The 13,301-nt window shown below is 52.8% G+C and carries 11 protein-coding genes; 4 read left to right on the forward strand and 7 right to left on the reverse strand.

Annotated features, from left to right (window positions below):
• Positions 1–182: 182 nt before the first annotated feature.
• On the reverse strand, positions 183–1,214 hold the full coding sequence (locus Pr1d_RS01865; protein ID WP_148071930.1) for a YheT family hydrolase: 1,032 nt from the start codon (positions 1,212–1,214) through the stop codon (positions 183–185).
• Between the two features lie 249 nt (positions 1,215–1,463).
• On the opposite strand from Pr1d_RS01865, the gene Pr1d_RS01870 reads away from it, so the two are divergent.
• From Pr1d_RS01870 to Pr1d_RS01880, 3 genes are all read left to right on the forward strand, one after another.
• Positions 1,464–2,210 carry a hypothetical protein gene (locus tag Pr1d_RS01870; protein ID WP_148071931.1) on the forward strand — a complete coding sequence of 249 codons (747 nt, stop codon included), beginning with the start codon at positions 1,464–1,466 and terminating at the stop codon, positions 2,208–2,210.
• 160 nt (positions 2,211–2,370) lie between these two features.
• Positions 2,371–5,625 carry a hybrid sensor histidine kinase/response regulator gene (locus Pr1d_RS01875; RefSeq protein ID WP_148071932.1) on the forward strand — a complete coding sequence of 1,085 codons (3,255 nt, stop codon included), beginning with the start codon at positions 2,371–2,373 and terminating at the stop codon, positions 5,623–5,625.
• A 37-nt stretch (positions 5,626–5,662) separates the two neighbouring features.
• Positions 5,663–6,910, forward strand: a complete 1,248-nt coding sequence (locus Pr1d_RS01880; RefSeq protein WP_148071933.1) for a protein kinase domain-containing protein — start codon at positions 5,663–5,665, stop codon at positions 6,908–6,910.
• Positions 6,911–6,983: 73 nt separating this feature from the next.
• Here Pr1d_RS01880 and Pr1d_RS01885 read toward each other — a convergent pair whose 3' ends face one another.
• From Pr1d_RS01885 to Pr1d_RS01905, 6 genes are all read right to left on the reverse strand, one after another.
• Positions 6,984–7,166, reverse strand: a complete 183-nt coding sequence (locus Pr1d_RS01885; RefSeq protein WP_148071934.1) for a hypothetical protein — start codon at positions 7,164–7,166, stop codon at positions 6,984–6,986.
• Between the two features lie 194 nt (positions 7,167–7,360).
• Positions 7,361–7,969 carry a hypothetical protein gene (locus tag Pr1d_RS01890; RefSeq protein ID WP_148071935.1) on the reverse strand — a complete coding sequence of 203 codons (609 nt, stop codon included), beginning with the start codon at positions 7,967–7,969 and terminating at the stop codon, positions 7,361–7,363.
• A gap of 203 nt (positions 7,970–8,172) precedes the next feature.
• Positions 8,173–9,123: a class I SAM-dependent methyltransferase gene (locus Pr1d_RS01895; protein ID WP_148071936.1), complete on the reverse strand. Its 951-nt coding sequence runs from the start codon at positions 9,121–9,123 to the stop codon at positions 8,173–8,175.
• Between the two features lie 174 nt (positions 9,124–9,297).
• Positions 9,298–10,065 (reverse strand): spondin domain-containing protein, encoded by a 768-nt coding sequence (locus tag Pr1d_RS01900; protein WP_210417856.1) that lies wholly within the window; start codon positions 10,063–10,065, stop codon positions 9,298–9,300.
• Positions 10,066–10,405: 340 nt separating this feature from the next.
• A complete protein-coding gene (locus Pr1d_RS26835; protein WP_449241092.1) occupies positions 10,406–10,708 on the reverse strand; it encodes an anti-sigma factor family protein in 303 nt (100 codons plus the stop codon).
• 8 nt (positions 10,709–10,716) lie between these two features.
• Positions 10,717–11,316, reverse strand: coding sequence for a sigma-70 family RNA polymerase sigma factor (locus tag Pr1d_RS01905; RefSeq protein ID WP_148071937.1), 600 nt, complete (start codon positions 11,314–11,316; stop codon positions 10,717–10,719).
• 229 nt (positions 11,317–11,545) lie between these two features.
• Here Pr1d_RS01905 and ilvD point away from each other — a divergent pair, with 229 nt between their 5' ends.
• Positions 11,546–13,249 (forward strand): dihydroxy-acid dehydratase, encoded by a 1,704-nt coding sequence (gene ilvD, locus Pr1d_RS01910; RefSeq protein ID WP_238476615.1) that lies wholly within the window; start codon positions 11,546–11,548, stop codon positions 13,247–13,249.
• Positions 13,250–13,301: the final 52 nt, after the last annotated feature.

Consider the following 13,301-nt stretch of genomic DNA (forward strand, 5'->3'; position numbering starts at 1 on the left):
ATTTAGATTGAGCGGACCGACAATCACTTGGCCCAGATCTGGTGGTATTTACACTAGAATAGGTTGCCAGAGGAATGTGCGCAGGGATGGCTTTACACTATGACTCGCTGAGGCAACCGGATTCTACCGGTCCTAGCGGTAGTGCCAGATGATCGCCCCAATGTTCCACATCTTATTCGCATTCAGCGCGAACACGCCTGTTCAATCGCTTTGCTATCTGCGAAGGAGCATGAAGGGTCTTCGAGCCATTCTAGAATTCGCCAATCGATCCAGCGGATATCGGCATCAAGCCCCGGTTGGCCTAAGAACCCAAGGTGTCCACCGTGGGAGGTAACGATCGTTTCGACCGAGGAACTGTGAGGATAATCAAACAGGGGGGCGAACGGCACCACCGGGTCATCTTTGCTAAACAAAATCGTTACCGGCTGCCGAATCGCTTCGAGCTTGGGACCGGGTTGTGTTTTGGTGTAGTACTGCTCAGCCGAATCAAAGCCACCGGTAGGTGCGATCACCATGTCGTCGATGTCACGCAACCGTTTCGGGCGTGATGGAATCGTTTTGGGGGCCGTATCTGGAAACTCTTTCCACCGCCTCAACACTTGGGCCCAAATATTCTTTACGAAGAATTTGTCGTAGGGTCGACCAAGGAGTGTGCGGAAATGGCGTTCGACGGAAAAGAGATCGATCGGAGGGCAAATCATCAGGGCCCGTTCGAAATTTCCGACCCGCATCTCACCTGCCTCGGCGAGCATGTTCAACGCGAGTGTGCCACCCATTGAAAACGCAATAAGAGTCGTCGGCGAATCGGTGTACAACTCGGCGATATAGTTTAACGCCGATGCGACATCTTCAGAGCGACCGCAATGGTTCGGTTTACGCGCGATCCCCTCCCCTGCTCCGCAACCTCGCATATCGAGGCGGAAAACCCGGTACCCTCGGGGAGTGAGTCTTTCGACCAGCCGACACATGTAGGAGCTATCGTAGCCTCCGGAGAGCCCATGCAACAACAAGATACTGGGCGCCTCTTCCGCGTCGCCGAAAGGGGCATCTTCATGCAATGCGAGTTGGTCGCCATCCTCTAGGGTCACATGATGTACCTGGGCAGCATAGGGAGCGGCGCGCTGGGGCCAGCGCAACCCAAACACGGTTTGCATGTGGGCATTAGCCAGCAACGGATGCGGGCGGAATTTCCAAGTTTCGATGACACGACTCATGAGAAATAAAGTAATTCCAAGGTGGCTTTCTGGGAACCGCAATGTATCAAAAAAGCTGCGATTGGTCAGTAAAGTTTTGCTAAGCGGACTATCTTATCACCTAGGTCCAGTCTAATTGCTACATCACGAGTTTCTTGCCAATCTTCAGTAATCCTTGGAAAGTAGCTTTTCATCGAGTTCGATAGCATTCTCACCCGAATTCCTTTCCTAGAGGCAGTTATTCGACCCAGCACTCCGGAAGCACTCCAGATGAAACTTTCCCCCTCCGCGGCTCGGGTAGCCTTTATGATCCAGCTGCAAACCCGCGGGTCGGCTACCGACGTGGCCCGCATCCAGCATGTGGTTCATCTGTTCCGTGGCCATCGGCTCCCCTGTACTTGGAGCGTCGCGGGCTGTTGTAGTCTGGAGTCAATTGAGCAAATGGGGATTCAACATTCGACGGATAGTGTGGCACTCACCATTGGCACCGACAATGTTGTTCCACAGCAGTTTCGCGAAACACTGCGGAAACGACTCGCAGCGATGCGATCCTGCGGCGATGTGAATATCCAGCTGGTCGCTGGCGATCCGGCTGCATTGCGCCCCCATTCTGCCATCCTCGCCGAGCAGGGAATACTGGCTGTGTTATCGAACTCAGACGAGCGAGCTTGTCCGAGCAGTCACACCCCCCTGCCCTGTGGGCTCTGGCAAATGAATTTCGGCGCACAGATCCCTCGGCGGTCCTGGTTGGCTTCACTCCTCTCAGGGAATCAAGCCGTGTTGCGACAGATCTCCAAAATGTCTGCTATGGATCAGCCCCTCTTGGTATCAATCGATGCTTCTGCCGTGGCACATACGAGTGCACGTAGTTTGCAACAGCTTGACAAGCTCCTGCAATCAATTTCACTCTCGGCGAGCCGACAGGAAGTGAACATAGTGACCATCGGTGAGATTGTCGCCGGCTTGACCGCCAGTCGAGTCTCGCGCCCGCAGCAGTCGATCCTCCGCGCAGCTTGAGTGGTGTCTGGGGCCAACAGTATTGCGACCTTGACCACCAACCGGTGTTTCTCGGGAATGCGACATGAGTTTCCTGCTCAGACGCACATAGTGTTTTCTAGTCGATTCGTGCTATAATTGCCCTCTCGTCTGCGATTACTATTTTCACGAGGTGGCCCTAGTGGATGCACTTCACGATACGCGGCTGATCATACGCTTCCACTTCCTGGCGAAGGTGGCAAGCCTGGCCGTCATTGGCGTTAGCTGTGTGGTGCTCTTGGGCTGGGTGCTGAACGTAGAGATTCTCAAGACGGTTTTCCCCGGATTGGTCGCTATGAATCCGGGAGGAACGGCGGTCGCTTTCTTGATGTGCGGTGCTTCGCTTTGGCTTCTGAATGGTGATGACCGGAATCGGCGACAGCTCGGGCGTGTGCTTGCCATGGGAGTCGTATTACTCGCAGTCATACGACTCGGGGGTTATTGGCTCGACTGGGATAATGGTCCTGATCGTTGGCTCTTTCGCCAAGGTCTCGAAGCCTATGACACTCCTAATCGAATGGCTCCAAATACTGCTGCGTGTTTTCTGTTGTGCGGGCTGGCACTATTGTTGATTGATGTAAGACTTCGCCGAAAATTTTGTCCGGCGGAATTTCTGGCTCTGACAGCAGCTCTAATAGCCTTCCTAGCCATCATTGGCTACTCCTACAGTACGATGAGCCTGATCGGCATCGAATCTTTTATTCCGATGGCGCTCAATACGGCTGTGGCGTTTGCACTGTTGAGCTTAGGAATACTCTGTGCAAGGCCCACAGAAGGACTGATGACAATTGTCAGCAGTCCAGGGGCTGGCGGAGTCATGGCGCGAAAGCTCTTGCCCGCAGCCGTTCTCATTCCTGCAGGCTTGGGCTGGTTGAGGTGGTATGCACAGCAACAAGGGCACTTCGACCAAGTGATGGGGCTGTCGCTGTTCGTACTCTCAAACATAATCATCTTTAGTTTTCTCATCTGGTGGATTTCTTTCTCACTCAATCGAACGGAAGATGAGCGAAACCGGGCTGAACGTGAAACGAAACGAAATGTCGGACGAACGCGTCGAATTATAGATACGGCCCATGACGCCTTTGTAGCGATGGACGCTACGGGTCGGATCATTGATTGGAATCCCCAAGCGGAAGTTGAGTTTGGTTGGTCAAGAGATGAAGTGCTGGGGAGACTTGTCGCAGATGTGCTTGTCCCGGAAGAACTACGCTCAAAGCATACCCAGGGGTTGGAGCACTTCCTGGCGACGCAAGAAGGTCCTGTATTGAATCAGCGGATCGAACTTCCGGCTCTACGGCGTAGTGGAGAGAGGTTCCCCGTCGAAGTGACGATCACATCGATATCTGAGGAAGACAGCTATCTCTTTGTGGCATTCTTGCACGACATTACTGACCGCAGGCGAAGGGAAACCGAGTTGAAAGCGTCTCAGCAGGAAGCCGAGGCGGCCAACCAATCCAAGAGCGAATTCCTCGCCAACATGAGTCACGAAATTCGCACGCCGATGAATGGCATCATCGGCATGACCGAACTGCTATTGAATACGCAGCTCACTGCCGAACAACGTGAATATCAAGAAATGGTGCAGAGCTCTGCCGATGCACTACTAACGCTGCTCAACGATATTCTCGATTTCTCGAAGATCGAAGCAGGTCGACTGGAATTGGAAATGATTCCTTTCGGCTTACGCGATACCTTGGGAGCAACGGCCCATGCTCTGGCTGCCCGAGCAGCAACCAAAGGAATCGAATTGGCAGTTCGCATCGTCCCCGAAGTTCCCGACAATCTCGAAGGGGATCCGGGTCGACTCCGCCAGGTGATCGTGAACCTGATAGGCAATGCCATCAAGTTCACTGAGAAAGGTGAGGTTGTTCTTACCGTGACTCCCAAGGACGTGACTGACGAACGTGCAAGACTGCATTTTGCGGTGCAGGACACGGGCATAGGCATCGCCGCTGAACAACGGGTCAAAATCTTCGATGCATTTACCCAGGCCGATGCCACAACCACTCGCCAATACGGCGGAACTGGCTTGGGGCTAGCCATCTCTTCGCAGCTCGTAAAACTGATGGGAGGACGAATCTGGGTCGAAAGCAAAATTGGTAAAGGGAGCAACTTTCAGTTCACGGCTGAGTTTGCACTTCGGGAGAAACCACTTGAAGAGGATCCTGCCGAAATTGAAACGCTTTATGAACTTCCTGTGCTTGTAGTGGACGACAATCGCACCAATCGCATCATTTGCCATGAGATACTGACCAACTGGGGCATGAATCCGACATCAGTCGAGAGTGGTGCAAGGGCTCTCGAAGAACTCGACCGCGCCTATCAGGCTGGCAATCCATATCGACTTGCCCTGCTCGATGTAATGATGCCACAAATGGATGGTTTTGAATTGGTACGTCAAGTTCGTCAGAAGAAAGAGCTCGATTGTCTGACCATTTTAATGCTCTCGTCGGCCCATCGCCCTGAAGATTCTGCCAACGCCAAGACTCTCAATGTAGCGCGCTGCCTGAACAAACCGATCACGCAATCCAACCTGCTTGACGGCATTACCTCAGCGTTAGGGACAGCCCGTGCCGATAGTGAACCCCACGACGCGTTATTCACGGATCGGCCTGAGACGTTTATTCCCCGACGAATCCTTTTGGCCGAAGATGGAGTGGTCAATCGCAAGGTAGCCGTCGGCTTGCTCGAAAAGCGAGGCCACTTGGTCACTGCGGTCGAGAATGGCAAGGAAGCTGTGCAGGCCTGGAGCGGCGCACCATTCGATGCCATCCTGATGGACGTTCAAATGCCCGAGATGGATGGATTTGAAGCGACTGCGGCCATACGTGAAATGGAGAATGAACAGAGAAGCCATATCCCGATCATTGCGATCACAGCCCACGCAATGAAAGGAGACCGCGAACGGTGTCTGGAAGCAGGCATGGACAACTATGTTTCTAAACCGTTTCGACCAGTGGAACTGTTCGCAGCGATCGAAGAATTGGATTCTCGTCCTTCAGAAAGTGTAGTTAGATTACCTGTCGAAACTAGTGAGAAAGACAATTCTTCGACGGACCTACTCCCAGCTTTCAATCGCGCAGAAGCACTTGTGAATGTAGGGGGGAGTGATGAGTTTCTCAGAGAAATGGTACAACTCTTTCTGACGGAATGCCCTAAACAGTTGGCGGAGATTGAGAAGACCCACAGTGAGGGAGATCAGCAGGCACTCGCCCGTGCCGCTCACACCTTCAAAGGTTCGGTAAGCATGTTCGCCGCCGAAGCGGCCACCGCGGCCGCCAAACAAATCGAAGAAATGAGTCGGTCTGGAGACTTGGGCGAATACGATCAGGCTTGGTTCGAATTGCAACAACGAGCAGATGAGCTTGTCGCTGCGCTGAAACAGGAGCTCAAGTGACGATATTCCAATTGCTTGGGTTGGTAGGAGAACTCCGATGAAGGTACTCATCGCCGAAGACAATCCACTCTGGCGTGGCATGCTCACCCAAAATGTCCAATCCTGGGGACACGATCCCGTGATTGCCGAAGACGGCACACAGGCATGGGAAATTCTCCAAAAAGAAGACGCACCTCGCCTCGTGATCCTCGATTGGCAAATGCCAGGAATGGATGGTATCGAGGTATGTCGCTTGGTGAAACGTAATCCTAACCATCCGTTTACCTACGTAGTAATGCTCACAAGCCGTGATGCTCAGGAGGATATGGTGGCTGGCCTGGATGCCGGGGCCGATGATTATCTCACCAAACCGATCGATCCCGCAGTTTTGAAGAGCCGGATGGCGGCCGCCGAACGGATCGTCAAGCTGGTGCCCCCCAAGGAATGGACGGTTCCCCAGGTCGAAGGCTACGACGTCAAACAGATGCTAGGAAAAGGGGTCTTTGCCACTGTTTGGGAAGCGGAGCGACAACAGTCAAGTGAAACCGTGGCACTCAAAATTATTCGCGTTGATCTGGCAACCGACGACGTCTTCGGCCGTTTCGCCCGTGAGATCGAATTGATGGAGAAGCTAGACCATCCCAATATCGCCAAGATTTACGACAGCCATATCGACAAGACTCTCGGTTACTATGCGATGGAATTGGTGCAAGGTGGCACACTGGAAAAGTACGTTCAAGAGAAGAAGCCGAAGGGAGCCGTTTTGATCTACATGATCGCCAAAGTATGCGATGCGCTCGATCATGCCCATAAACAGGGAGTTATCCATCGTGATCTGAAACCCTCGAACATCATGATGACCCTTGAGGACGAACCGAAGCTGGTTGATTTTGGCCTTGCTCGCTCAATGTTCATGGCCAATGCCGAAGATTCCGCCGTGCAATCCATGGACGGTAGTGTGATCGGCACTCCCATGTTCATGTCCCCCGAACAGGCTCGCGGTGAGAACGACAAACTCGATGGCCGTGCCGATATCTATGCGGTGGGCATTATTTTGTATGTCATGCTCCTGCGTAAACATCCCCATAAGATCAACCATCAAGATCGTTGGGAAACGATCCACCAGATTGCTTCAGGGCAAGTGCGCCGACCGAGTGAAGTACGTCCGAACTTTGACAAGCGGCTCGAAGATATCATTATGAAGGCACTGGCCAACCAACCTGCCTTCCGTTATCAGACCGCGGGTGAGTTTGCCAAAGCGTTACGGCATTTCCTCAAGCAACTCGTGAAGGACAAGAAATCGTAGAGCCGTTTCTCCGAGACGGACATTGCGACTACTTCACAAGAAATTCGAGTCACAGAGAGACTCGACTATCACGCTATTTCTGCTCTCGAAAGGTCGAAAAGCTGAGATATCCCAGAATGGCAGAGGCCAGAATCGCGCCGATGTGCATCGCCTTTCCTTCCGCTCCGAAAGGAATGCCTGCCACGAAGTCAACCGTGAACAGGAGAAACACCAAGGCCGCGACGACCATGCCGGCGATCGTCATGCCTTTGGCCATATGCTTCTTTGCCTTCTCTTGAGTGGGGAATAATAGCGATTGTCGTGGAGCGAATCTGTTGGAACCTTCTAGTATAATTCCTAGCCGTCACTTGTCATGGCGTCCCTTGCGCAAAACACCAGAAAACCGCCACTTTCGTTAGATTCCAGGGAGTATTTAAACTGGCTGTATGGAATTCGCCGGGTATGAGAGGGCTAGGAAATGGAGGTTGTTTCTTCGAGATGCTTATTCGTTTTCTCGCCGTCGCCAGGAGTCATTGGCTCGTCCAAGCCTCTTTCTCGGCGAATCTTGGCCACTTGGGCGACAATTTCTTGGATGACTCCCTGGTTGGCGTAAATGTTTAGCCAGACCTGGTAGTACGCCCAGCAAATGACTGCCATTCCCACCAGCGCTCCCGCAAGATGCACGTCGGCCATGTCAGCCGTATTCTCTCGGCCTGTTCCAGGATCCGAGGCAGCCCCCAAGGCCCCCACACCAACGACGGTCAGCATCCCTACCACGCACCAGGGGAAAGTCTTCCGCTTGAGCTGGGTACTACGTTGCAGCGGATCTGTATCGAGGCGATAGGTCTCGGTTACTTCCTTGCACCAGCGACTTGTGCCAACAAAATAAGTTACTGCAATACTCAACACAAACACCACAGCCAAAGCCGCAGAAGTCCCTGTGAGCATATGGACTCCCCGCCAATTGAGTGTGTCTTGATCCGGGTGGTCGTAGAGGTCGCCAATCGTAAGCCCAAGCACAATCGATGCCAGATACAGACCTAGCGAAAGCGATGCGAGAGTCGGAAAAATGCGAGTCATTTAGAGGTGTTGGCTATTAGATGTTAGTGGCGAGCCAGATGCGTCAGCTTCCGGCATATTCTATCCCGCCAAGGAAGTCTCCAGCCGAGGCCACTGGAAATATGATATTAGTCTAGAATACCACCTGCAGATCTGGCAGGGGGCAGCCGTGGAAAATTCGCAGCTGTGCCGCAATAAGGCACTCGGCCTGTGCTAGAAAAGGTCTACTTCGTAGCAATCGTGTACGAAAGTCCCATTCCACGACAGAGCAGATGAGATTTGTCGACTGGTAACCGATCAAGCAATGGCTCAACAATCTGCTTGAAGTATCGCAAACCGTTACCAGCGAGATAAATCCGGCTGCGACTGACCATCAGTGGAGTAGCAATTCTCTTAAAGCCAGCTTTCTTGAGCAGCTCTACTACCTCGGCGAGCCGATACTCTTTGAGATGCAAGCCGCGAGCCTCGGTTCGCAACGGACAAAAGAGCCTGGTGACGTCCGAAGGCCGCAGCAACCAATTCGGTGTAATGGTCACAAGCGACCCACCTGGCAAGAGTAGGCTATGGATGTGCTCCAGGTAAGCAGAGATTTCATCTGGACAGATGTGTTCAAACACATCGTTCCAATAGACAAGACTAGGCTTGTCAATAAACGAGGCGGGATCAACCGATCTCAAGTCGCCCAAAAGCAACTCGTCGGAATGTACGGCCCCCAACGTAGCGATAGCCTGCTCTCGCATTGTGGCAGATATCTCCACTCCACCCGCGGGAAAACCATGCTCTCCAATCGTCTTGAGCAATGTTCCAGTACCGTATCCAATTTCGAACAATCGGGGTCGACCGATTCCACGGTCGACTTGTCGATAGAGTAAGTCGAGTACCAACCGGCCGTATCGCTTGTCGAAGCCCATGACGAAGGGTTCTTCATCTGACTGCTGAGCTGCGAGTATCGTGCAAACCGTATCGTAGGCCTGGCCAATCACCAGTGCCCGGTCCCGACTGTGAGGGGGAAACAATTGCATCGCGCGGGCGAATTGTTGTTCTTGCTCCCATTGCAAATCGCGCAGTTGATCCGGACTAAGCCCGGTGAGCGATACCCAATTGCCGTCGGCCAGCATGATCTTGGGTAAGGGCTTTTCGGCAGCATCAGAAACAGTTTTTTCGACGGTGAGCATCAGACGAGACCTGCGAGTACATTTGTGGGCACTACAAGTCTAGGTCATTTCGACGGCATCTTGCTGCCGATTCAGCAAGTTGCGGTTATGATGCTTAGAGGGAATACAGGCCGTCACGCTCCATAGAAAAGGGGCTGCCCGTAGGCAGCCCCTCGAGTATTGCCTCTTCAGACTCTAGCGACAGCGACCGGTGGCTATCATACCCAAGAGCCCCACACCTCCTAAAAGTAGAAGCGACGCCGGCTCGGGAACAACTTCAAAGGATATCCGGAACACGGGCGTATCTGCCGAGAGTTGACTGTCGAAAACGTATCCGGGTGCAGTAGTTAGGCCGTTGAAAACGGTCCCCAAAGTTTCAAAAGAAAAATCAACAGTGCCGTTCTGATCGACCCGCTGGTCGTTGTTTCCGATTTGAAGAAACGCGGCATTTTCAGCAATGTCGAGTTCGGATCCTGCGTCCCAGATTTGCCGCGCGGCCTGATTGATAGTGTTAATCTGTAGATTGCCGTTGCCGTCGAACAGTTGGTACGCTGTCGGAGAGTCATTGCCGATGAAAAAATCATTGCTAGGCACAACCATGGATGCAAACGTAAAGTACGGATTCACATCAGTATCAATCGTGAATGTTTCGGAAGAGCTTGCACCCGGCAGAAACGGGCCCCCTGGGGCGATTGATCCAAGTGTTGCGTTAGGATCTGCCGCGGCGAAAGCAGGAAACCAATTTGATCCCGATCCCCCTTCTGCGACGGTTACAATCGGAGCGTCAGCAATACTAGGAAATCCTAAAAGAAAGGCCGGCGAGCCGCTGTCAAAGCTATCGAATGTGCCATTATGAAATCCGATGCGCAAAGGGGCAAAGCTTACGCTGTTAGTGGGAGCCAGATTTTCCGCAGTAACTCTTAGCTGCACGATTTCTGCTACTGCTGGACTAACTATGCGCATCAAGAGCATGCATGTGAAGGCTAACCTGGAAAATGAAAATAACTTCGTACTGACAAATCTTGGAATCATAGTTCTCTCCTCCGGGAAAGGCGCGAAACTCAAGTCCTCCGAGAAACAATCCAAAAAGACTCAAATAAGTTCGTGCTTGAAAAAACAAAAAACAGTACCAAGAGCAACTTCAATGGCGCCTCTGAATATGCTTCTAGGACAGAAAAAGCAGAACAAATCTTTGCCGCTCTTTCCTGAAAACGAGCAGCATTGTACTTGTGCTAGTCTGTTGCAGTCTTTGTCGCCTAGTGGAGGAATCTATTACAAGAAATCTGTATAAAGAATGAATTCTCTATTGTTTACTAGCCTCTTCGCGAAGCAGTGCTTTGATTCTAGATGCACATTGCGTGGAAAGTCGGGTACTCCTCGAGAATCCCAAGTCGAGAAGTTCCGTTGGAGCGCTGGCTACCAGTTGTTTTAGAAATCTCATCTGATCGCGAAACTGACGGCAAGTGCCGCAGACAAGCAAATGTGCCCATAAGCCAAACCGGTGCCAACGGGAAAGCTCTAGTTCATCTACATTCGCTAAGAGAACACTTGCTTCGCGACAATTCATATTCGCGACTGCGAATGTCTGTTTGATCTTTTCAATCATTCAGTACGTCACTCCTGAAACCATTTTTCTTCGAGACACTGCCTGAGCGAAATTCGGGCACGATGGAGTCGAACGGCAACGTTGGAGACGCTGATTGCGAGTTGGGCACCAATTTCTTTCACAGCCGTTGAATTCAATTCTCTCAATCGATAGACGTAACTCAAATGGGCTGGCATTTCCGCCAGACAGTCGGCGAAAACGGACCAGAATTCACGATCCTCTGCCACCTGGTCGGGTGCAGCGTTCCAAGGGGTCAACTGACGCGACCATTTCCCAGATTTTGTAAACAACTCTCCCGGAAGCTCATCCGAGTCTTCGTTGGAATGCAACTCACGACCCGCCGCGCGAAAGTGATCGGCGATTTTGTTCCGCAGAATCGCAATTAACCAAGTCGAAAACTTGCTTCGCTGCTCAAATTCCTGCCGCCGCTTCCAGGCAGCCAGGAAAGTTTCTTGAACCATGTCTTCAGCCAGATCCTGCTTTCGCAGTCGAGCCACAGCATAGCTCATCAACAGATCGCCATAGAGGTCGACCCATTCGGTGGGGTCCACACTGGTAGGACACGATTTTTCCTGCTCAACCGCCACCGTTTGCCTCGTTTCTTCCACTGCTGAAAGTTCCCCTGCTATGGAGTTGGTAGGCCAAAGAGTCGTTTTCTTACATGCACGATTCGAGAATTGCTCATATTACACGAATCCGGCTTCCGAACCTCCATTCTATCGCAACGGTCCTTTGGGCAAGTTTTCTCCCTCAGATACCCCTGATTTCAGCTGATTCTCCCGCTACAATTAGTGGCCTGACAACCTGTTTCCTTCCCCCTACAGCCGAGAAATTGCCGTGCCCGCTCCAGTCGACACTGCCCTTAATAAATATAGTCGCCACATCACTCAGCCCAAATCCCAGGGTGCCTCGCAGGCCATGCTCTATGGCACCGGGATGACCGACGACGATATGCAAAAACCGCAAGTCGGCATCGCAAGCATGTGGTACGAGGGAAATACCTGCAACATGCACCTTTCTGACCTGGCTGCCAAGGTGAAAGAAGGAGTGCAGGCGGCGGGACTCGTAGGGATGCGATTCAACACCATCGGTGTGTCAGATGGCATCTCGATGGGTACTTCAGGCATGAGCTATTCCCTTCAATCGCGGGACTTGATCGCCGACTCCATCGAGACGGTCATGGAGGCACAATGGTACGATGCGTGTATCGCGCTGCCTGGTTGCGATAAAAACATGCCTGGCTGCATCATGGCAATGGGACGCTTGAATCGACCCAGCATCATGGTTTATGGAGGCACGATCAAGCCTGGCTTCACTCACTTTGGCGGGGACGATCAGAAGCGTGATATTGTCAGCGCGTTTCAATGTTATGGCGAATTTCTCGCCGGTAAGATCACTGAGGACGAAAGAAAACAGATCGTGCGGACTAGTTGTCCCGGTGCAGGTGCTTGTGGCGGCATGTACACCGCTAACACGATGGCCTCGGCAATTGAGGCCCTGGGGATGTCGCTTCCTTATAGTTCCTCGATTCCCGCCGAGGACCCCGACAAACTCGATGAATGTCTGCGCGCGGGAGAAGCAATTCGCACTTGCCTGGAGCGCGACATCAAGCCCCGAGACATCATGACCCGCGCAGCCTTCGAAAATGCAATGGTCCTGTTGATGGCGGTCGGCGGCTCGACCAACGCCGTATTGCACTTGTTGGCGATGGCCCGCAGCGTGGGAGTCGAACTCACGATCGATGACTTCCAGTCGGTCAGTGATCGCATTCCCCTGCTGGCCGATCTTAAACCGAGTGGCCGCTTCGTGCAGGAGGAACTCCACGCCGTCGGAGGGACCCCCGCCGTCATGAAATTGCTACTAGACGAAGGTCTCATTGATGGTTCTTGCCTGACCGTCACCGGCAAAACGTTGGCTGAGAACCTTGCCAATTTGCCTGGGCTCAAGGAAGGCCAAGAAGTTGTGCGACCGCTCACGGATCCCATCAAAGCGACAGGACATATCCGCATCATGCGGGGCAACTTCTGTCCTGAGGGTGCCGTGGCCAAGATCACCGGCAAGGAAGGCCTACAGTTCACCGGCCCCGCCAAGGTGTTCGACTCCGAAGAGGACATGCTCGCTGCATTGGAGCAGAAACAGATCGAAAAGGGAGACGTCGTCATTATCCGATACGAAGGCCCTCAAGGCGGCCCCGGAATGCCAGAGATGCTCACTCCTACGAGTGCCATCATGGGCGCCGGCCTGGGAAGCGATGTCGCATTAATGACCGATGGCCGTTTCAGCGGGGGTTCCCACGGTTTCATCGTCGGCCATGTCACTCCCGAGGCCCAAGTCGGCGGCCCTATCGCCCTGGTGCAAAACGGCGACAAGATCATCATCGACGCCGAGCAAAACACCATCGACGTGGATCTCACCGAGGACGAATGGAAGAGCCGCCGCGCCGCTTGGCAAGCCCCAGCGTATAAAGCCACCCGTGGTACGCTCTACAAATACATCAAGAACGTAAAAAGCGCTAGCGTTGGGTGTGTGACAGATGAGTGAAGTCTAGCCATGGCGCAGGCTTCCAACCTGTTATTGTGATGTAATTTGGCAG

Source organism: Bythopirellula goksoeyrii (assembly GCF_008065115.1).
GTDB lineage: Bacteria > Planctomycetota > Planctomycetia > Pirellulales > Lacipirellulaceae > Bythopirellula > Bythopirellula goksoeyrii.

What these genes read in the sequence shown, in the direction of transcription:
- Pr1d_RS01865 (WP_148071930.1), bottom strand. Translation starts at nt 1,214, where the DNA reads ATGAGTCGTGTCATCGAAACTTGGAAATTCCGCCCGCATCCGTTGCTG.
- Pr1d_RS01870 (WP_148071931.1), top strand. Translation starts at nt 1,464, where the DNA reads ATGAAACTTTCCCCCTCCGCGGCTCGGGTAGCCTTTATGATCCAGCTG.
- Pr1d_RS01880 (WP_148071933.1), top strand. Translation starts at nt 5,663, where the DNA reads ATGAAGGTACTCATCGCCGAAGACAATCCACTCTGGCGTGGCATGCTC.
- Pr1d_RS01885 (WP_148071934.1), bottom strand. Translation starts at nt 7,166, where the DNA reads ATGGCCAAAGGCATGACGATCGCCGGCATGGTCGTCGCGGCCTTGGTG.
- Pr1d_RS01890 (WP_148071935.1), bottom strand. Translation starts at nt 7,969, where the DNA reads ATGACTCGCATTTTTCCGACTCTCGCATCGCTTTCGCTAGGTCTGTAT.
- Pr1d_RS01895 (WP_148071936.1), bottom strand. Translation starts at nt 9,123, where the DNA reads ATGCTCACCGTCGAAAAAACTGTTTCTGATGCTGCCGAAAAGCCCTTA.
- Pr1d_RS01900 (WP_210417856.1), bottom strand. Translation starts at nt 10,065, where the DNA reads ATGCGCATAGTTAGTCCAGCAGTAGCAGAAATCGTGCAGCTAAGAGTT.
- Pr1d_RS26835 (WP_449241092.1), bottom strand. Translation starts at nt 10,708, where the DNA reads ATGATTGAAAAGATCAAACAGACATTCGCAGTCGCGAATATGAATTGT.